A 19,212-nucleotide genomic window follows, 5' to 3' on the forward strand; every position below is an offset into this window, starting at 1 on the left:
TTTCTCCGGAAAAAGCCTTTCCGTTAATTCGTTTTGTCCTCCATGAGCTTCATGGATTGGCACTGCCGGATTCCTTCCCCGGACCATGCGTATTCGACCGTTGCGAGGCTGATCTTTCCATCTCTGGTTTCACAGGTAAAAATAATGCACCGATCATCCTGAGAGAGAGCTGCACCGCCGGGAGTGGAAGATATGTTCCCGGCATCCAGCAGGATGTCTGTTCCCTTGACGTTCAGAATCAGGGGCAGGATGCTTCTATGGGCAAACACCACGATTTGATCGCCGTTTCTGATCCCTTTTAAATTTCCTTTCCCTCTAACAAGGGCCGTTCTGACGACATACTTGCCATGATAGAAACATCCGACCGGATTCAGGAGTTTCTGTAGCAGCGTATTGTCCCTTTCGACGGAAATGCAGCCTTCCACGGGTATTCCGTGCTGATTGTGCATGCCAACGGCCCATGGTTCTTTTCCGTGCAGATCCGGAGAAAAAACAAAAAACAGGATAAGCATGGCTCCGGGAAGGAGCCATATGCTGATTTTTAGCAAGGTATTCTTTACTCTCTTTGGCATCCCGGTTCGCTTCGTATTTCTGCTGATGAAAAATTCTTAAATGGATATCCTTATCTGCACCATGTATTAAATTATCTTCTAACATTTTTAACGTTTGGTTTCCAGATTTTTTATCCTCGGCGGCTGACTGCCGATGCGTACGGATCATGCTGCCATGCTGGACATTTTGGCGGAGAGCGGGCCGCCCTGCGTCATTTCAGCCATTCCGGAAAAGCCCGCTTTTCCCGGTAAAAAGCTTTCCCGGCAGACTGTTTTTTTGTATTCCTGTCGGAGCCAGTCCTTCCGGTTCCATGAACGGCCATCCTCTTTTCCATACATGCCGGCCCCCGATGAATGGGGGGCTTTTCCTCCGCTTCCCGTCGTCGTTCCCTGCGCTGGAATGCTTCTCTTTCCGTGCGGAAAAATCAATGAATACTGTCAGGTGATGAGAAGAAAAGACAGGGAAGTCCGCCGGAGGGAGGACCTGCTGGCCATGATCTCGCAGTGCAAGGTGTGCCGCCTTGGCCTGTGGGACGGGGAGGAAGTGTATGTCGTCCCCCTGAATTTCGGGTATGAGGAACGGGCCGGAGCCCTGCATCTGTTTTTCCACTGCGCCAGGGAGGGACGGAAGCTGGACATTCTGCGGAATAACCCGAAAGCCGCTTTTGAAATGGACGGGAATCATCTGCTGGTGGAGGGGAATACGCCCTGCCAGTACGGCTATTCCTATTGCAGCGTCATGGGGCGTGGGATGGTGGAAATTCTTGAAAAAGACGCGGAAAAGATTCATGCCCTGAACCGCATCATGCTGCATCAGACCGGACGGGAAGCGGTCTTGACGCCGTCCATGGCGCGCACCGTCTGCGTCCTGCGCCTGAAAGCGGAATCCGTCAGCGGAAAACTCCGTGCGCGGCCGGATGTTCCCCCCGGTCCCGTCGATTGTTGATATTCCTGGTGATTTATGAATGACGACGTTTCGCCCTTGTTCATCCGCTGGAGCCTGGCCCACTGGGCGGCGCTCGGGGCGGTGGCGCTGGCCGCTGCAGTCCTGCTGTGGGGCGGCCGCCGTCTCCGGATGGAAAAGCGGATACTGGTGGGCAAGGTGTTGGGGGCCGTCTTTCTGCTGACTTTTCTGGCGGAAACGTTCGGGCGTATCGTCCGGGAGCACTGGGAGCCGTGGCAGGACAGGCTTCCCCTGCATTTTTGCAGTCTGATGACGCTGGTATGCTTCATTGCCCTTTGGTACCGCAGGCCCTGGGCATGTGCCGCAGCCTATTTCGGAGTGTTGACGGCCAGCATCCAGGGGCTGATCACCCCCATGCTGTATGAAGGTTTTCCTTCCGCCGCCTTTTTCGCTTTCTTTGTGGGGCACGGTCTTCTGCTTGTTTCCGCCCTTTATCTCCCGCTGGTGCTGGGATGGCGCTCCCGCCCGTGGGACGACATAAAAACCCTGCTTCTGTGCGACGCCTATCTTCTCCTGATCATTCCCGTGAACATTTGGCTGGGAACGAACTACGGATTTACCCGGTACGCTCCGGAGGGAAGCATTCTGGAATACTTCGGTCCTGCGCCCTGGTATTTGCTGACGCTTCAGATCCCGGCTCTGGCTGTGCTGAGGCTGCTGTATCTGACCGTGCGGCCCCGGAAAAAGGGGGGCAGGGAAGGGACGGCTGCCATTGAAAAAAATCCTGGACAATAGTGTGAATTTTCTTGCGTACCGGTATGCGGGAGCTAATGAGGATTTGCTAGGGAAGAAATTCCGTCGCATCTTTTGAAAATCTCTCGTTCTGAATGGGAACAGCCCGTTTGAAATGATTTCCAAAGACGGAACGCATCTGGTTTTTCAAGAAATGAAGGCGCGTCCATTGCCCTGAAATATCCGTGAAATCCTGGATTTGAAACGCCGTACCGACAGCGGAAAAATAATGTACCCCTTCAGTGAATATAAAAACTACCGGTTTTTTTGACTACTCCTGCACCATTCCGCGTAAATATCATACTTTCTTCTTCGGAGATGGAGGTGACGTCTTTCTGCTTGGAAAATCCTAGGGACCAGTGCTCCCTTCTTGGAAAGACATCATTATTTCAGAAAACTGCATATCCGTAAATGCCGTCTCGATGCTCGCAAGGGAAAACTACCGGTTTTTTACTACCGCGGAAACGGGAGGCTGCGCGGGTATCAACCGCTCTTGATGGCAGTGACGGGGCGTCCAAGCGGTTTCTCGGCGTCTACATCGTCAGATGGCTTGCAATGGCAGGGGTACGTAAAGCGCCTGTATCCGGCTCTTGATATCCGTTGCTGCCGGCGGTCTGGGCTCATGAAGTTATCGGGGGAATATTCCTGACGCATGCCGCCCCGTGTTTTTTCTGGAGGAACCGTTTTTCAGCTCAGGGACTGGAGGGCCTCCTTTGTGAACTGGCGGATTTCCTTTTCCCGTGAATGGTGGACTTTCTGCGCCCACTCCGCATCCGCCAGCAGGGCGCGCCCCACGGCAATGAGGTCGAACTCGCCTGCCTGCATCCGTTCCACAAGAGGGTCGATGCTGGCGGCTTCCGCCTCCGGGCCGCCGTCGAAAACATTCGTGAATTCCCGGTTAAGCCCCACAGAGCCGACGGAAATGGCCGGCTTGCCCGTAAGCTTCTTGGTCCAGCCTGCCAGATTAAGGCGGGAGCCTTCAAACTCCGGTTCCCAGAACCGGCGGGTGGAACAGTCGAAGATGTCCACGCCCGCTTCCGTCAGGGGCGTCAGGAAATCTTCCAGTTCCACGGGCGTGCGCGCCAGCTTGGCGTCGTAATGCCCGGTTTTCCATTGGGAGAAGCGGAAAATAATGGGGAACTGGCTGCCTACCGCCTTGCGGACGGCATGGATGATACGGCTGGCAAAGCGGGTGCGCCCTACCAGGTCTCCTCCGTACTCGTCCGTTCTTTTGTTGGTTTCCTTCCAGAAAAACTGGTCGATCAGGTAGCCGTGGGCTCCGTGAATCTCCACACCGTCGAATCCCAGTCTTTTGGCGTCCGCGGCCGCACGGGCAAAGGCATCTATCACCTCTTCTATCTTGGCGGCGCTCATGGGGTCCGTCGTCTGCTGGAGCGTATTCACGTCAATGCCGGAAGGCCCGATGGGCGGAAGTTCCGGGTTGGGAAGGTTCTCTCCCTTGAATGGCCGCGCCATGCCCACGTGCCAGAGCTGTGGGGCTATCTTGCAATCCGTCGTGTGGACGGCTTCCAGCACTTTTTTCCAGCCCCGGAGCGGCGCGCCGCCGAAAAAATTGGGATAGTTGGAGGAAGGGGAGGCGCTCGGCTCGTCAATAAACGTACCTTCCGTGATGATGAGGCCCACTTCATGTTTGGCCCGGCGCTGGTAGTAGGCGGCCACCTCGTCCGTGGGCACGCCGCCGGGGGAAAATCCCCGGGTCATGGCCGGCAGGACGATGCGCGTGGGGGTGTCAAGCTTGCGTGAATGGAAGGGCTGGAACAGAATTTCCATGTCCCTGATCTTGAGTTCATCCTGTGTATTCATGAAATGGAGGCTGTGGTGGATGGGCCGGACTGCGGAGTGCGCCGGACATGTACAGGAATGAGACAACTCCCGGCGCGCTCCTGTTCATCCCCGTTCCGGGCATGGGGGAATTCCCGTGTACGCTGCCTTCCCTCCTTTATTTCTGAGAAAGCGCCAGAAAATTGCGCAGCATGAGGCTTCCGGACGGAGTCAGGATGGATTCCGGATGAAACTGGATGCCGTACAGGGGGCGGGTCCGGTGCCGGATGGCCTGGATATGGCCCCGGCCGTCCTCCGCCGTGACAATCAGCTCATCCGGCCAGGACTCCCGTGACAGGCGCCAGGAATGGTACAGGCCCGCGGGGAACTCCTCCGGAAGCCCGGCAAAAAGGGGAGACGGGCCGGAGCGGCGTATCTGCGCCCGCGCTCCGTGGAGCGGGCTGGGGAGTTGTTCCAGAGCGGCTCCGAAGCAGACGCCTAGGATCTGATGTCCCAGGCAGACCCCCAGCACCGGAATATCCGGCGGCAGGCGGCGCAGCAGGCGGAAGGTAGCCCGGTGGCAGAAATCGTGTACCACGCCCGGACCGGGGGAGAGGATGACTTTTTCCCCCTTCCGCACCGCTTCTTCCAGGCCGGGAAAATCATTGGGAACTACGCGCGGAACGGCCATGCCTGTAGTTGCGGCCAGTTCCGCGAGGTTCCAGGTGAAGGAATCCCGGTGATCGATGATCCAGACGTTCGGTTGACTCATGACGCGCACATGATAAAGTAAATCCCGCCAATGTACACACGGGAAGAAACCATCCGCCGCATGAATGTTCTGGGCCGGTCCGGCACTCCCTTTTTTTTCGTGATTTCCTATGATTTGGAGCACAATCTCCTGTTTGAAAAGGAAGGTGCGGGGCACGGCCGCTCTGCGGCTTTTTCCCTTCCGCTGGGGGAATATGGAGCATGGGGAAACAGCCCTCCCCTCCCGGAGCAAATCCGGTTTGAGCCCGTTCCCTGTCCCGTGGACTGGTATGTTTCGGCTTTCTCTTCCGTGCGTGCCCACCTGCTGCGCGGCGATTCTTATTTGCTCAACCTGTGCGTGGCCACTCCGGTGAAGACGAATTTGACGCTTTCCCACCTGTTCCGGTTCGCCCAGGCTCCCTACAGGATGTTTCTGGGGCCGGACGCCTCCGCTGCCGGAGTGCATGGCCGCGCCTGCTCCTGCTTTTCCCCAGAACCGTTTGTGAGGGTGCGGGGGCGGGAAATCTCCACGTTTCCCATGAAGGGAACGGCAGATGCCGCCACTCTGGAAGCCCGGCGCTGGCTGGAGGAGGATGAAAAGGAAAATCGTGAATCCGCCACCATTGTGGACCTGATGCGGAACGACCTTTCCATGGTGGCTTCCCGGGTGCAGGTGAAACGCTACCGCTATATCAGCCCCGTGGAAACGCGTGGAGGGACGATTCTGCAATGCAGTTCCGAAATCGGCGGCGTTTTGCCGGAAAACTGGCCTTCCCGCCTGGGGGAGATCATAATGGCGTTGCTCCCCGCCGGAAGCGTGACGGGCGCGCCGAAGGAAGCCACCTGCCGCGCCATTGCGGAGGCGGAAGACATGGAGCGCGGATTTTATACGGGAATATTCGGCTTTTTCAACGGAAGGGACCTGGACTCCGCCGTAGCCATCCGCTTCATGGAGGAGGACGGGGCGAACCTTGTCTATAAAAGCGGAGGGGGCATCACCGTGATGAGCCGGATGGAAGATGAATACCGGGAAGCAATTGCCAAAGTCTATGTGCCGTTTGATCTTTGAAACCGTGAAGTGGGCGGACGGAGCGCCCCGCCTGCTTCCCTGGCATCAGGCAAGGGTGGAGAGGGCGATGAGCCTGTACGGCGTGGCAGGCGCGCCCGTGCCGGATTTGGCGGCCGTGCTGGCTTCCTGTCCAGGCCCCGGCAGCGGCATCTATAAATGCCACATTACCTACGACACTCAGGGACGGGTGAAAGCCCCCGTATTTGCACCCTACCGCCCCCGCAGGGTGAAAAAACTGGTGTGTGTGGAAGCTCCGCACCTGGATTACTCCTGCAAGTGGGAGGACAGGACGGCACTGGAGGCCGTGGGTGCGGGATTGGGCGGGGATGAGGAAGCCCTCATTCTCCGGAACGGCTTGGTGACGGATACCCGCTACAGCAACGTCGCATTCGGGAACGGCTCCCACTGGGTGGCTCCGGAGACCTTCCTGCTGCCGGGCACCAAGCGCGCGTTCCTGCTGGAACGGGGGAGGATGGAATGCCGCCCCCTGAAAGCGGAGGACGTGAAAAAGTTCCACTTTTGTTCTTTGGTCAACGCCATGCTGGACCCCGGCGATGTGGTGGTGCGTACGGAAGACATTCTTCTTCCCTGAGCGATCCTTGTCATTGTTGAAAACGCCGTTCCCGGTCAGGGGACGGGCGGCATGAAGCCGGAACAATCCCTGCCGGAGGACGGCCTTTTCCGGATAAAAACGGCTGTCCTGGGATAACAGGACAGCCGTTTGAATAGGGGGAACTTTTATTTTTCCGTCAAATGGCGCCGCAGTAGTGAGCGCAGCACCACATGGCGCGGGGATGGTGGAAGAAGGACTTCCAGAGACTGCCCTTAAGGGTGTTCGCTCTGGAGCCGTCCTTGTTCAGATAGCCGAACCAGTCGCCGTGCTGCACGTCCTGGAAATGGGAGAAAGCCCAGTTGTGCACCATGTTGTGCCGGATGGCGTAGCGCTCTTCTCCGGTAAGCTTGTAGGCGAGCGTCATGGCGATGAGCGCTTCGTCGTGCGGCCACCAGAACTTCATGTTGTGCCAGTATTCCTGAACGGGCTTGCCGTACACGTCCGTGTAGTAGAGCAGGCCGCCGTTTTCCCGGTCCCAGCCTCGTTCAAAGGCCCAGTCGATCATGTCGCAGCCCACTTTGATCAATTCCGGATCATGGCCGCGGTAGCGGGCTTCCTCCAGAACGAACCAGCCTCCCTCGATGGTATGGCCGGGGTTCAATGTACGCTCGTCGAAGTGGTCAATGATGGAGCCGTCCGTTCCCACCACTTCCATCACGGCCTTGATGTCCGGCTTCATGAACAGGGTGCGCAGGTCGTGGATGCAGCGGTCGATCCACCCGGTGTAGAATCCGTCCTCGTCGCCCAGGTATTTGCGCATTTCCTGGGCGGTGGCCAACGTAATCATGCGCGTTCCCAGCCCGGTCGTGGGGCGGTTCCCGGTGAATTTTGGAGCCATTTTGCCGGGAGTGAAACACATGTCCGTGAAAATGTCGAACCAGTGGCGGGCCGCTTTGGCGGATTCCTCGCTGTCCACGGCTTTCGCATGGGCCGCAAAGGCGATGGCGGCAAAGGATTCGCTGTACGCGTAGCGGCGCTTGCGGATGGGAGTACCGTCCGCCGCCACATGGAAGTACATGCGGCCGTCGGAAGGGTCCACGCATTTGGTGGACAGGAAGGTCAGGGCGCTTTCCGCCCACTTGAGCCAGTCCGGATTTTTCTCCACGCTGTTGTACATGGTCAGCAGCATCCAGGCCATGCGGCCCTGGGCCCAGACGGACTTGTCCGTGTCTACCAGGGCACCGTCCGCGTCAAAGCAGTGGTAAAGGCCACCGTTCTTCTCGTCGCAGGCGCGGGGGAACCAGAAGGGAAGCACGTCTTCCAAAAGCTGGCGGCGGTAGAATGCGCCCAGTGCGGGCATGTCAAGCGTTGCAGCCATAAGAAAAGGCAGTTCAGTTCATGGCCCACTGGAAGAAGCCGATGGCTTCCAGCTCGGAGCGGAGTTCCTTGAGCTGGTCCGCGGTCGGATTGCCTTGCGGCAGCCGCGCCGGACCCAGGTCCACGCCCAGCCAGCCCATCAGGGCCTTGGCGCATCCCATATAGCCCTTGGAGGCCAGGATGTTGATCATTTGCACGGACTTCCACTGGCAGTCCTTTGCCGTTTCCATGTCTCCCTTTTCAAAAGCCTTGATCAGGTTTTGGTACAGGGCCGGAGCAAAGTTGAAGGAACTGCCTACCGCTCCCTTGGCGCCGACGGACAGGGCCCCCGTGAACCATTCGTCCACTCCCCATGGAATATCCACGTTTTCGTCGTAATTCAGGGTGGTCTGGTACAGGGCCAGGTCCGGATTGGTGAATTTGATGCCTGCAAAATTCGGAATCTGCTCCTTGGCCAGCTTGATGAAATCGACCGGATTGAAGCGTACGCCCGTCAGCACGGGAATATCATAATAGTAATAAGGCAGGTCCGGAGCGCCGGAAGCGGCAAAGGCGCAGCATTCCACCAGGCGCTGAACCGTGGCGGGTTTGTAGTAGGAGGGGGCCAGGGAGCTGGTGGCTACAAATCCGCATTCCTGGGCGAAAGCGGCCAGTTCCCTGGCGTCCCAGACGCTGTTGGACCCGGTATGGGCGATCACCTGAACACCATGCTTGGCGGAGGCTTCCTTCCATGCGGAATAGATTTCCTTGCGTTCCGCAAGCTGCATGGAGGAGGACTCACCGGTGCTGCCGGTAATGAAAGCGAGCTTGATGCCCTGGGAGGCAAGCAGTTTGGCCTGGGCGTCTACACTGGAAGCGTTCAAAGAACCATCTGCCTTGAACGGTGTATGTACGGCGGCCACCAGGCCGTGAAGTTTCAGTGAGGTATTCATGTAGTATGAAAAGGTTCAAGCGGATGATGCCAGAGCATGTTTATGATGACAATCCCGGAATTTACAGACCACAAAAAAGACCACATGAAAAAACGGGCGTTTCCCCGAAAAAAACGCCCGTTTGGAGAAAATACGCCTTTAACGGTTAGCGGACAGCCTGTTGCTTGATGACGCCGAACATGGCCTTGGCCAGGGATTTGACGTGCGTCAGCAGCAGATCGCCGTCATAACACCAGATCATCACGCCGCCCAGCTTCTGGTTTTTTACGTATTGGCATTTTTTCTTGATCGTGGTGATGCCGTTGAAGTAGTGCTGCTGCCCGTCGATGATGCAGGTATCTGTTCCGGGCGCTATGTTGGGATAGAGCTGGATGACGGTGGAATAGCCTTTCTGGGCGTCCCAGTTGCGGTTGGAGCGCGTTTCATTCGTGTAAAACGGCAGTCCCATCACGATTTTGCAGTCCGGCACGTTTTTATTCCGCATGGTGTTCACGTCCGTCACCATGTCCGGATAGGTGGAATGCTGGCCGGCACGGTCATAGCTCATGACGTTGACGAAGTCCAGCAGGTCCATCATTTCCGAGGTAGGCGCCAGGTAATACGGATTGATGGCGGAACTCAGGGACATGCCGTTGGCACCCATGGCGGAACGGACTTCCCCCAGGAACAGGGAGAAATAATACCATTGGGTATCGTTGTCGGGATATTCCCAATCGATGTCAATGCCGTCAAAGCCCTTTTCCTTGGCAAAGGAAATCAGCTGACGGGCGAATTTGATCCGTTTTTCCGGATCGGCCGTTATGGCCGTCATGCCTGTATCGCAGTGGGCTACACCCAGAATGATCTTGCTGCCCGCAGTGCCGCGCAGGTTCTTGAGCTTGTCCAGTCCGTTCAGGAACTGTTCGTTGTTTTGTCCGGTCAGGTTCCCGTCAGTGTCACAGCCCACATTAAAGTAAATAAGGTCCGTGAAGGACTTGAAGTGCTGGGCATTCAATTGGTCGCGGTTCCATTGCATCAGGTTGGTGTGGCGGTAGTAGGGAACCACCCGGAACTGGTAGGGGTAAACCTGGGCGCAGCCTTCCGGGGAGGGATTGGAAACGGCGATGTTGGAGTCTTCCAGCAGGGCGACTCCGGTACAGGCGGCGTCCACCTTGTTCAGGCCGCGCGCTCTGGGGGTAAGGTCCACGCACAGCCAGAAATAGTTGTCTCCGGGGGAGAGGGGATGGCTTCCTTCAAACTGGAGGGTTTTCGCGCCCTTGGAAATGGTGTTGAGGATGGGGACGGCGCGGCGGTTGGCCTGGCCCGAATTCGGGGAAAAGAACGGAGTGGTTCCGGATGCGAATATCTGCGCCTTGGCAATGTCGGCAACGGAGGTGGTTCCCGCCATGGAAAAGGTCATGCCTTTCAATATCTGGCTGGTTTCCGGGGCGGTTATCTTGATTTTCATGATGGCCTGGCTGACGCCCCCCGCGTACAGGACGGAGTGTGTCTGCTCGCAGGAGGCCGTGGCTGACGCCGCGCAAAGAGGGGCCGCGCCGCAAACGCCCAGGGCCAGGGCGCACAATGTCGGTTTAATGATGCTGTTCATGGTGGAAGGAAGTAAATGTTTTTAATGGAAACGCTTTCTTCTGGCAAGCATGCTCCCGGCCGCCAGAAGAAGCAGGATGGCGGTTGAAGGTTCCGGGACGCTGAGTCCGGTGGAAATCCAGTCCAGGTACAGGGCATGGTTTTCATCCCAGCGCAGCTCCCAGCGGCCCAGTTCCAGTGAGGGGTCATAGCCTTCCAGCCCCAGATCGCCTACCGTGACCGTGGAGGAGTTGGAGAGGCCGGAAAGAGCCCCGGAAAATTCACCGTCTGTCCGTGTGACGCCGTCCGAATCCATGACCAGCCAGGACTGGTCGGTCTGCCATGGGCGGGCGGTGTAATCCACAGCGTTGTCATCAAGAGCCAGGCTGCCTCCTAGGGTCAGCATATCCGCATGCAGGACGAGTCCTACCTGTGCACCCTGTGAAAGGTCAATCGTGATGCCGTTGGACATATCAATGGCGGCGGCGGTAATGGAGAAGCTGCCTGTCCCCGCGCCGATGATGGAAACGTCGTTGCCCAGGGTCAGCGTGTCCGCGTTCAGGCTGCCGGTTCCCGTGATGGAAAACCGCGTGCCGTCCGCAAAGCTCACGTCCGCCGCATTCAAGGAGGATTGTTCGCCTATGTGAAGCGTTCCGCCGTTGACCGTGAAGGAAGTGCGCGAATCTTCCGCGATCCAGTCGGAAGACTGGTAGCCGTAGGAAGCCCCGTTGATGACGGAGAATGTGCCTCCGTGTACCGTGGTATTGGCCTTGATGCCGGACTGGCTGTCCGCTCCGGACATGGAAACATCGCCTTCGGCCCCCGCTTCTTCGTTCACATTGATTTCTACAACGGAATCTTCCAGTGAGCTGATGCCGTCTTCAAAAAGAATCCGGTGCCCGGCTCCGGCATTGAAGGAGGCTGTGGCGCTGTCGTTAAAGTGAATCGCGTTGCGTACGCTTCCATTCTGGGCCGTATTGCCGCGGAAAACGATGTCCGCATGGTCCGCCGCCAGTGTCAGGGTACCGCCGTTTTGCAGGTTGACGGCTCCTCCGTTGTCCTCCGCGCTGTTGTTCTCGAACAGGACCGTATCCGTATTTCCGGAAATGGTGACGTTGCAGGCATCCAGGGCTCCCCCGTCATAGCCGGCGGTATTGCCGGAAAAGGTGACCTTTCCGGAATCGGAAACGGTGATGTCGTTATAGGCGGAAATGGCCCCTCCGTAGGTGGAGGCATGGTTACCTGAGAAGATGATGCTGTCCACGCTGGAGAAGGAAACGCTGCCGTCTGCGTAAATTCCGCCTCCACCTCCGTCCCCTGCCTGGTTGTCCGTTACGGTGAAGGAGACGGCCGTATCCACCGTCATGTCCATGCCGGTCCAGATTGCGCCTCCGGCACCCGCCTCCGCGTTGTTGGAGGTGAAGGAAACGTTGCCGACGCTGGACCATTCCACGGTCTCAAAATCGTTGTTGATGGCCCCTCCGTTTTCTCCCGCCGTATTGCCGGAGAAGGAAATGTTTTCCGTGATGTTGGAAAATGCCAGGCTGCCCGTGGTGCCTCCCGCATGGATGGCGCCTCCGTGCGTCATGGCGGTGTTGCCCGCAAAGCTGATAGCGCCGGTATTGGTGAACAGAGCTCCCCCGGAAGCATAAATGGCCCCTCCGGATGCGGCGGAATCTCCCCGGACGCTATTGCCGCTGAACGTAAGGGCTCCCGTGCCACTGAACGTAACCGTGTCATTGGCCGCAATGGCGCCTGCTCCGTAAAGGGCGTCCGTATTCGTCATATCCGCCGCATTGTTGGAGAAAGTCAGATCACCGGTATTCTGGAAGGTGACGTTTTCCGAAAGAATGACCGCCCATTTGGCCCCGTAATTGTCAATGTTGATGCCGTGTCCTCCCGTGAAGGAAATGCTTTGACGCGTGTTGTTGTTTCCCCTGCCTCCTATCCAGCAGTTGACGGCGGCTCCCAGTGCGCCCAGATTCTGGTTCGTGGTCAGCGTAAAGACGGTATCCGTGTCCGTGACTATGCTTCCGGCTCTGGATTTGACCCCCAGTTCCAGTTCCGTGTGGGTCATGATGTTGAGCGTGCCCTTGTTGTTCTCCGTGTTCAGGAGAATGCCGCCTTCATGCCAGTTGATCAGTCTGGCGTAGGAACTGCCCCCCATGTCCAGCGTGGCTCCGGAAACCACCTCAATGGTGTTGTTCAGCCTGTGCCCGTCCATGGAAAGCATGGCTCCGGAGGCGATATTCACGCCGCCCAGGCCGGACCCCGAGCCGAAGGCGTTGTCCACGTCCAGCGTCAGTTTGCCTGCATCCACCCGTACCACGCGGCCGGAGGAAATCGTATTGGCCCGTTTGATGACCAGTTCCCCGCTGCCGGATTTAATCAGGCTCAGGCCGGAAAAATTGGAGGTGGTCGGCGCCCCGTATTCGTTGGCCGTGTTCTTGTTGGCGAACTTCTGGTCGAAATTGAACACGGAATTTTCCCCGACGTCCAATTGCAGGGCACTTCCCGCGCCGGACTCGCAGACGATGGAATCAAAATTCTGTCCGTTGGAAGAACTCCAGGTAAATGTCTGGTTGGCTCCCAGTTCAATCACGGCGGTGGTGCCCCAGCCGGCAATGTAAATACCCCGGCTGCCCGTGCCTCCGGACTCGTAGCCCTGGGAGATAACGACGCGGCTGGTGGTGCCGGAGGAGAATTTAAGGGCGTAAAAATTATTCTGCAAACATCCCAGTGAGGCGGAATTATAACCGAACTGGTTCAGCTTAAGTGTTCCGCCGTTCAAGGTGATGGTAGGCTGCTCCCAATTGGATGCGTAGTTGGCGGCATGGAACAGGCGTCCTCCGCTGGCATCCAGAACCGCGCCGGAGGCAATGTTGATCTGCCCCCCCCCCGTAATATCCCGTGTACCTGTAAATACGAGGGTTCCTTCATTGATGTTCCAGGCTCCGTTCGCCGTATGCGTTCCGGATAAGGCAACCGTTCCGTTTCCCGTTTTGGTGAGCGTGGAGGAACCGCTCAGGCTGGTATCCCGGACAGTCCACCCATCTTCCTGATTGGTGGAGTTCAGGGTCAGCGCCGTTCCGGAGAGGGTGGCGGAACCTCCGTTGCTGCCGGAAGCGCTCCCGGCCAGAGTCAGGGAACCTCCGTTCAGCGTGACGGCCGCTCCCTCGTAAAGGAGGCCGGAGGCGCTGATGCCGCTGCCCACGGTAAGGGTGGAGCCGGTTCGGAACAGGGCGGTGTTGCCGTTAATCCAATCCGCGGAGCTGCCGTCCAACAGCCACGCTCCGGAGTCCGTCCAGGAAGCGTTGCCGCCGTTCCAAGTATAGTCGGCGGCACAGGCAAAGGGAACAGAAATGCAGCCGGCGAAGATTCCGAACAGAAGCGAGATAATTTTCATGAAAAATGTATAAGAGGATGTTGTCAGACAAACAAAACGGGAAAACAAACCTGTTTTCCCGTAAAAAAAATAATTGCCATGTGGGGCCGGTATTCAGGCTCTGCGGCGGCAGCTCAGGGCAGCCAATCCCAGCATGCCTAAGGCGGCCGTTGCTGGTTCCGGTACGGGGAGGGCTGGATTGGCGGCCAGGGCCGCAATTTCATCGTGATTCAAGACGCCGGAATACAACTGGAGGTCATCCATGATAGTATCGGCCGTGGAAGCCAGTTTCAGAGATTGGGCATCCCCGGTGAAATTGACGCCGGAAGCGCTGATCCTGCGCTGTCCATCCAGATAAATGTTCAGCTCTCCAGCCTGGAAGGTAATGATGATATTGGAGAAGGAATCCCTGGAGATGGTCATGTTGGCCCAATTGCCCACGTTGCCGCCGCAATAGGCGGCCCATTCTCCGGCGCTGGAGGCGTCTCCGGAGTCCTTTTGAAGATACATGGTTTGCCCGCTTCCGGAAGTGAAGGTCAGCAGCCCTTTCCAAAGAGCGGTGGATTGGGAATGGCCGGGGGAGAAGTCCTTGACGGCAATGGAAAGGCTGAATCCATCCTCCGTATTCAGGCCCAGGCCGTTGTCGGCGGACCCCAATGTAAGCTGGCCACCGTCCGAACGGCTGTCGTATCCCTTTCCTTCATAACCGTCCGCATAATTGATCCAGCCACCGCCGCTGAATACGGCGGCGCCTGCCGTTTCTCCCGCCAGATTGTTGTCGTTCAGGGAAGACAGGTTGCCGTTGAGTTTGTTGAAATCATAATAATATTTAAGAGTGGCGGCCTGTACGTCCAGCCCGGAATAAAGCAGAGTGGCTGCAATAAATAAGGATTTTTTCATTTTTAATTCAGATTGTTAAAACCAAACAAAAAGATATTCGGATTTATAATCCGGAATATTTTTCAATGGGAGGAATCATGCTTTTCCCGTCGAATAGAAATTTCATATTCCGGGGAATCAACAAATTCACCTTGCTTTGAAACGGAAAATAAACTTATGACAGTGAGTCTATTCCATCATGTTCAAAACTCTGGATGACAAAAAAGAAAGAAGAAATCCTCATGTAAAGCACTTTTGGAATCTTTTGTTTACGCGATCCGAAATGCTTCTGTCCCCGGGAATACAGCTTTTGTTCATCAAGAGAGCTTTTAAACGCAACCTGTTTTATGTTAAAAATGTGGCTTGACTTCCGGATTATAAATCCGGTGCAGTCTGAAAAATATTGAAAATAAAAGGACTGCTCCGCCTGGATGACGGCGGAGCAGTCCTGAAGATAGGAAAAGGGATATTTCCCCGGATGGGTTATTTGACGGCAATCGTCTGCTCGCGGTCGGGTCCCACACCTACGGTGGTGACGGGGCAGCCGATGAGTTCGCTCATGCGTTTGACGAACTTTTTGGCGTTTTCCGGAATCTCTTCCCAGGAGCGGCAGGAGGAAATGTCCTGGAGCCAGCCCGGCATGGTTTCATAGACGGGCTTGCAGCGTTCCCATTCGTCCACCGTGGCAGGCGGATAGGCCAGGATTTCCCCGTCCAGGTCATACCCTGTGCAGATTTTGATTTCCGGGCACTTGTCGTAGCCGTCCAGGTTGGTCATGGCCATTTCGTCAAAACCGTTGAACATGGCGGAGAAGTGGAGCAGCACGCCATCCGCCCAGCCGCAGCGGCGGGGGCGCCCGGTCGTAGCGCCGAATTCGCGGCCCATGCTGTGCAGGTGGTTGGAAATGTCCTCATCTTCCGTGACAAAGGGACCGGCTCCCACGCGGGTGGTATAGGCCTTGCAGACGCCAATGATGCGGTCGATCTTGTGGGGGGGGACTCCGGTGCCGGTGCAGGCCCCGGCAGAGGAAGTGTTGGAAGAGGTCACGAACGGATAGGTGCCGAAGTCCACATCCAGATAAGCTCCCTGGGCGCCTTCAAAGAGGATGCTCTTTCCGGAGGCAATGGCCTCATTCATGACTGGGATGGTGTTGGTGATATGCGGGCGCAGCACATCCGCGGCGGCGCTGACTTCCTTCACCATTTCTTCCTCGTCCATGGCGGGAAGGCCCATGCGTTCCATTTCCGCGTTCGCCATTCTGATGCGGCGGCGCAATACTTCGTCAAAAATGGACGGATCACGCATGTCCGCCATGCGCACTCCGATGCGGCGGGCCTTGTCCGCGTACGTCGGGCCGATGCCGCGCTTGGTGGTGCCGATGGCTTTTTTGCCGAGGGCGGATTCCTGGGCAGCATCCATTTCCTTGTGGAAGGGGAGGACCACGTGGGCGCGGTCGGAGATGAGAAGGTTTTCACTGGTGATGGAAACGCCCTGGCCGCGGAGTTCGTTGATTTCCTCCACCAGGCCTACGGGGTCCAGTACGACGCCATTACCAATGACGCAGAGCTTGCCCGGCCACAGGATGCCGGAGGGGACAAGGTGCAGAATATACTTCTTCCCGTTGGCGATAACGGTATGGCCGGCATTGTTGCCGCCCTGGCCGCGGGCTACCACGTCGGCCGATTCCGTTAAGAAATCAATCATTTTGCCTTTGCCTTCGTCGCCCCATTGGGAGCCGATAATAATGGTATTCATGATAAAAATGGAACTCGAAGACCTTAATGATTTTCCTGCCGCATGGCAAGACAATCTTGTTAAGTTTTCCTGATTAAAGGAATAGGAATGCAGCCGCGCGGGCGTTAGCGGAAGTGCAGGGCGGAGCGGTGCGCCTCCGCCGGGACCAGGGTTTTCCAGATGTCCTCATCCGCGGCGATCATGCGCTGGATGTCTCGCGGCGTGTGGCGCAGCAGGTATTCGTTGAAGAAGGGGACGTCCACCACCAGTCCGTTGGCCAGGAAGTGCTGGTAAAGGTGCACGTACTGCTCCGGGGCGCGGAAGGTTCTGGCCGTGACGAATTCACCGGATTTGCGGTTGAGCCAGGGGGAGACGTACAGGCGCGTCTTGTTCTGGAAGGTGCGGCCGAAGGATTCCAGAATGCCGCCGGGAATGTCTTCCGTCCATTTTTCCTTGAACAGTTCGTTGAGCAGGCCAATGGAAAGGGCGATGGCGATGGGTTCCTTCGTGTAGCGGGCGAGCAGTTCCGACAGGTTGTCGAAACGCGGCATCTTGGTGATCAGCACATTTTTGCCCAGCGCCTTCAGGCTGTCCGCGCGGTCCAGGAATTCCAGATGGTCCACGTCTCCGCCGCGCAGCAGGTTGTTCATGGAAATCTCGCAGATTTCCATGCACCGGTCCGCCTGCGTCTCATTAATGTGGGTGAGGAAACATTTTTTCACCTGCGACATGACTTCCAGGTGCAAGTTGCAGACGGGGTTGAAACTGCCCCTCATCAGCACGATGGGGCGCTTGTACAGCACGTCCGCCGCCTGCGCCACCTGTCCGTTGGCCAGGAACAGGGTGGCCGGAGTCAGGCCGGACTTCACCAATTGCAAGGCAAAGAGGCGGTTGTCCACCATGGAGAAGCCGTGGCCTTCAAAGCGGACGACGTCTATTTCCACCAGCCGGGGGTCCAGGTTGTCCACCAGCGCTTCAATGAATTCCTCCAGCCGGTCCCTCTTGAAAAAGACGGCGTGCAGGATATTGACGCCCAGAATGCCCAGGTCCTTCATCTGGCTGTCGTGGTCAGGATCATTCAGACGCACGTGGATGATCAGGTCTGAGGGTTCGGCTTCCGGCTTCAACTGGAAGCGTACGCCTATCCAGCCGTTCCACGGGCCGTTGTCCCGGTAGCCTTTCACCTTTACCGTATTGCAGAAGGCAAAGAAACGGGTGTCCTTCCCGCGCTTGGGGCCCAGGCGGTTGATGAGCTGGGAGAATTCATAGTCCAGCATTCCCTTCAGGCGTTCCTCGGAAACGTAGCGCTTGACGGGGCCGTACAGCGTGTCGCTGACGGTCATGTCATAGGCGGAGATGGTCTTTGCCACAGTTCCGGCGGCGCCGGAAGCCCGGAAAAACCAGTTGGCAGTTTCCTGCCCGGCGCCGATTTCCGCAAAGGTCCCGTAAATGGAGGTCGCCAGATTGAGCTGGAGGGCCTTGTCCTGTGTTTGCGCTAATGCCTTGGAACTCATGAGAAACAGGTAATCCGGTTAATATTGTCGGTCGTTTTTGGGAAGAAGCTTCCGGGTAGTGTCGCTCATCCAGCCGGGAAACTCCACCCTGTCTATGATGACGGATTGGCTGCCGGGGAGGTCCGCCGGATAATGAATGGAGATGCAGGCACGCACGGCGCCGTTGTAAAGCAATTTGGTCAGTTCCAGCGCCAGCGGAGAATATCTGTCCACATAGGCGTTCAGGCGTTCTCCGTTAGGGAATTCCAGCGTAAAGGCAATGTAGGCGCTATTGCGGTAGCTTTCCGGGGCGGATTCTTCCAGGAACGGAGCTGCGTAATGGCTGGACATGCTGATGGTCACCCTCACCGGAACAGGAGAAGAAGGGCGCTTTTCCTTCAATTCATCCGGGAAAAGGGGGGAATAGCCTTCCCACGCCTCCCAGTCCAGCTTCCATTTTTTGGAGTCGTGGTCATACAGGAATACGGCCGGGCGCATCGTATTGTCGTCCATCAGCACGGGAATCTGGAGCAGGTCGCCATTCTTGGAGCTCTTTCCCGGTTCGTGGGGCAGGTAATCCTTGTAATGGGCGTACTTGGCCCAGTGCGCCATCTTTGGACGCGTGGCGGCGGGAGAGATAACATGGTTGAGCCGTTCTTCGTCGGATCCTGCCATGCAGTACAGGGCCAGTTCATTCATGGCGGCCGTGATGTGTCTGGCTACGGATTCAGCTTCGCGGTCCTCCTCCCTGCGGTGTCGGAAAGCCATTTGATATTGTTCCGCCTTTTTTTTCAGGGCCTGCATCATGGCGTCATCCGCTTCAGTAGAGAAATCAGCCTCATGATCCACGAATTTTTCCGAGATGTTCAGAATCTTGCCGTCTTCCGCCTCCAGGTCATTACCTCGGAGGAACATGAAGACGCCCAGAACGGCGAGAACCAGTCCGGAGATAAACAGCCAGATATGCCAGGTGGTTTTGCGCTTCTCCCCGGCAGTTCCGCCTGAGGGGGAATTGTATTCGGGCAATTCTTGCGCCAGGGCGGAGGTGCCTGCCGTGGCGATGGCCGGGGATTCTTCTTTCCGTTCCCCACGCTTGCGGATTTTCGTGGTGTTCCGTTCCGGTGCGGAAGGCGCTTTTCTGGACCGGGGGATGTTCCGCACATCCGTCTTCTTTTGCGGTGAAGGAAGATATTCGGAAACCGGGGGGCGTGGGTGTTTTTCTTCTTCCGTTTCCGGTCCGGATGGCGTTGTCTCTTTATCTTGCCTTGCTTTTGATACGGTTTCCGGCTGTTTTACGTCCCGGGCGGCTGTAATGATGGAGCTGCAGACGGGGCACCTGACCTGACGGCCCAGGAAGGAAGTCTTGACGGCAAAAAGATTGCCGCATGCCGGGCATGAGCAGGCTACCGTATCCTGGGGAAGGGATGACATGGGGAAAGAGCGTA

The 19,212-nt window shown here is 57.1% G+C and carries 16 protein-coding genes; 4 read left to right on the forward strand and 12 right to left on the reverse strand.

Annotation, left to right across the window (positions count from 1 at the left end):
- Window positions 1-23: 23 nt before the first annotated feature.
- Entirely contained in the window at window positions 24-272 is a 249-nt protein-coding gene (locus tag V3C19_RS05620; protein ID WP_295933170.1) for a hypothetical protein, read from the reverse strand.
- A gap of 43 nt (window positions 273-315) precedes the next feature.
- Window positions 316-720, reverse strand: coding sequence for a hypothetical protein (locus tag V3C19_RS05625; protein ID WP_295874623.1), 405 nt, complete (start codon window positions 718-720; stop codon window positions 316-318).
- A gap of 168 nt (window positions 721-888) precedes the next feature.
- Between V3C19_RS05625 and V3C19_RS05630 the strand changes: the two genes are divergently transcribed.
- Window positions 889-1,497: a pyridoxamine 5'-phosphate oxidase family protein gene (locus V3C19_RS05630; protein WP_202975629.1), complete on the forward strand. Its 609-nt coding sequence runs from the start codon at window positions 889-891 to the stop codon at window positions 1,495-1,497.
- Between the two features lie 15 nt (window positions 1,498-1,512).
- Window positions 1,513-2,250 carry a TIGR02206 family membrane protein gene (locus V3C19_RS05635; RefSeq protein ID WP_130082614.1) on the forward strand — a complete coding sequence of 246 codons (738 nt, stop codon included), beginning with the start codon at window positions 1,513-1,515 and terminating at the stop codon, window positions 2,248-2,250.
- Window positions 2,251-2,934: 684 nt separating this feature from the next.
- Here the strand turns inward: V3C19_RS05635 and V3C19_RS05640 are convergent.
- Both V3C19_RS05640 and V3C19_RS05645 read right to left on the reverse strand, forming a co-directional pair.
- Window positions 2,935-4,071 (reverse strand): NADH:flavin oxidoreductase, encoded by a 1,137-nt coding sequence (locus V3C19_RS05640; protein ID WP_130082615.1) that lies wholly within the window; start codon window positions 4,069-4,071, stop codon window positions 2,935-2,937.
- A 136-nt stretch (window positions 4,072-4,207) separates the two neighbouring features.
- The gene (locus V3C19_RS05645) at window positions 4,208-4,801 is read right to left on the reverse strand and encodes an aminodeoxychorismate/anthranilate synthase component II (protein WP_130082616.1); all 594 of its coding nucleotides are present in this window, start codon (window positions 4,799-4,801) and stop codon (window positions 4,208-4,210) included.
- A gap of 30 nt (window positions 4,802-4,831) precedes the next feature.
- Here V3C19_RS05645 and V3C19_RS05650 point away from each other — a divergent pair, with 30 nt between their 5' ends.
- On the forward strand, window positions 4,832-5,848 hold the full coding sequence (locus V3C19_RS05650; protein ID WP_130082617.1) for an aminodeoxychorismate synthase component I: 1,017 nt from the start codon (window positions 4,832-4,834) through the stop codon (window positions 5,846-5,848).
- A complete protein-coding gene (locus tag V3C19_RS05655) occupies window positions 5,829-6,440 on the forward strand; it encodes a hypothetical protein (RefSeq protein ID WP_295933172.1) in 612 nt (203 codons plus the stop codon). Before V3C19_RS05650 ends, V3C19_RS05655 begins: the two co-directional genes overlap by 20 nt.
- Before the next feature lie 157 nt (window positions 6,441-6,597).
- Here the strand turns inward: V3C19_RS05655 and V3C19_RS05660 are convergent, their stop codons facing one another.
- From V3C19_RS05660 to V3C19_RS05695, 8 genes are all read right to left on the reverse strand, one after another.
- The gene (locus tag V3C19_RS05660; protein ID WP_295874614.1) at window positions 6,598-7,779 is read right to left on the reverse strand and encodes an AGE family epimerase/isomerase; all 1,182 of its coding nucleotides are present in this window, start codon (window positions 7,777-7,779) and stop codon (window positions 6,598-6,600) included.
- A 13-nt stretch (window positions 7,780-7,792) separates the two neighbouring features.
- Window positions 7,793-8,710 carry a dihydrodipicolinate synthase family protein gene (locus tag V3C19_RS05665; RefSeq protein ID WP_130082620.1) on the reverse strand — a complete coding sequence of 306 codons (918 nt, stop codon included), beginning with the start codon at window positions 8,708-8,710 and terminating at the stop codon, window positions 7,793-7,795.
- A 145-nt stretch (window positions 8,711-8,855) separates the two neighbouring features.
- Complete coding sequence (locus V3C19_RS05670; RefSeq protein WP_295933174.1) at window positions 8,856-10,298, reverse strand: glycosyl hydrolase family 18 protein; 1,443 nt, start codon at window positions 10,296-10,298, stop codon at window positions 8,856-8,858.
- Between the two features lie 21 nt (window positions 10,299-10,319).
- The gene (locus tag V3C19_RS05675) at window positions 10,320-13,682 is read right to left on the reverse strand and encodes a PEP-CTERM sorting domain-containing protein (RefSeq protein ID WP_295933177.1); all 3,363 of its coding nucleotides are present in this window, start codon (window positions 13,680-13,682) and stop codon (window positions 10,320-10,322) included.
- A 93-nt stretch (window positions 13,683-13,775) separates the two neighbouring features.
- Window positions 13,776-14,561, reverse strand: a complete 786-nt coding sequence (locus tag V3C19_RS05680; protein WP_130082623.1) for a LamG-like jellyroll fold domain-containing protein — start codon at window positions 14,559-14,561, stop codon at window positions 13,776-13,778.
- 462 nt (window positions 14,562-15,023) lie between these two features.
- The gene (locus tag V3C19_RS05685; RefSeq protein ID WP_130082624.1) at window positions 15,024-16,295 is read right to left on the reverse strand and encodes an adenylosuccinate synthase; all 1,272 of its coding nucleotides are present in this window, start codon (window positions 16,293-16,295) and stop codon (window positions 15,024-15,026) included.
- Between the two features lie 104 nt (window positions 16,296-16,399).
- Window positions 16,400-17,788, reverse strand: a complete 1,389-nt coding sequence (locus tag V3C19_RS05690) for a TonB-dependent receptor (protein ID WP_130082625.1) — start codon at window positions 17,786-17,788, stop codon at window positions 16,400-16,402.
- Between the two features lie 18 nt (window positions 17,789-17,806).
- Window positions 17,807-19,198 (reverse strand): hypothetical protein, encoded by a 1,392-nt coding sequence (locus tag V3C19_RS05695; RefSeq protein WP_295933179.1) that lies wholly within the window; start codon window positions 19,196-19,198, stop codon window positions 17,807-17,809.
- Between the last annotated feature and the right edge of the window lie 14 nt (window positions 19,199-19,212).

The organism is Akkermansia sp. AE01SA01, assembly GCF_036417395.1.
In the GTDB taxonomy this organism is placed as follows: domain Bacteria; phylum Verrucomicrobiota; class Verrucomicrobiia; order Verrucomicrobiales; family Akkermansiaceae; genus Akkermansia.

What these genes read in the sequence shown, in the direction of transcription:
- V3C19_RS05665 (WP_130082620.1), bottom strand. Translation starts at nt 8,710, where the DNA reads ATGAATACCTCACTGAAACTTCACGGCCTGGTGGCCGCCGTACATACA.
- V3C19_RS05675 (WP_295933177.1), bottom strand. Translation starts at nt 13,682, where the DNA reads ATGAAAATTATCTCGCTTCTGTTCGGAATCTTCGCCGGCTGCATTTCT.
- V3C19_RS05660 (WP_295874614.1), bottom strand. Translation starts at nt 7,779, where the DNA reads ATGGCTGCAACGCTTGACATGCCCGCACTGGGCGCATTCTACCGCCGC.
- V3C19_RS05685 (WP_130082624.1), bottom strand. Translation starts at nt 16,295, where the DNA reads ATGAATACCATTATTATCGGCTCCCAATGGGGCGACGAAGGCAAAGGC.
- V3C19_RS05650 (WP_130082617.1), top strand. Translation starts at nt 4,832, where the DNA reads ATGTACACACGGGAAGAAACCATCCGCCGCATGAATGTTCTGGGCCGG.
- V3C19_RS05640 (WP_130082615.1), bottom strand. Translation starts at nt 4,071, where the DNA reads ATGAATACACAGGATGAACTCAAGATCAGGGACATGGAAATTCTGTTC.
- V3C19_RS05670 (WP_295933174.1), bottom strand. Translation starts at nt 10,298, where the DNA reads ATGAACAGCATCATTAAACCGACATTGTGCGCCCTGGCCCTGGGCGTT.
- V3C19_RS05680 (WP_130082623.1), bottom strand. Translation starts at nt 14,561, where the DNA reads ATGAAAAAATCCTTATTTATTGCAGCCACTCTGCTTTATTCCGGGCTG.
- V3C19_RS05695 (WP_295933179.1), bottom strand. Translation starts at nt 19,198, where the DNA reads ATGTCATCCCTTCCCCAGGATACGGTAGCCTGCTCATGCCCGGCATGC.
- V3C19_RS05625 (WP_295874623.1), bottom strand. Translation starts at nt 720, where the DNA reads ATGATCCGTACGCATCGGCAGTCAGCCGCCGAGGATAAAAAATCTGGA.
- V3C19_RS05655 (WP_295933172.1), top strand. Translation starts at nt 5,829, where the DNA reads ATGTGCCGTTTGATCTTTGAAACCGTGAAGTGGGCGGACGGAGCGCCC.
- V3C19_RS05630 (WP_202975629.1), top strand. Translation starts at nt 889, where the DNA reads ATGCCGGCCCCCGATGAATGGGGGGCTTTTCCTCCGCTTCCCGTCGTC.
- V3C19_RS05645 (WP_130082616.1), bottom strand. Translation starts at nt 4,801, where the DNA reads ATGAGTCAACCGAACGTCTGGATCATCGATCACCGGGATTCCTTCACC.
- V3C19_RS05690 (WP_130082625.1), bottom strand. Translation starts at nt 17,788, where the DNA reads ATGAGTTCCAAGGCATTAGCGCAAACACAGGACAAGGCCCTCCAGCTC.
- V3C19_RS05635 (WP_130082614.1), top strand. Translation starts at nt 1,513, where the DNA reads ATGAATGACGACGTTTCGCCCTTGTTCATCCGCTGGAGCCTGGCCCAC.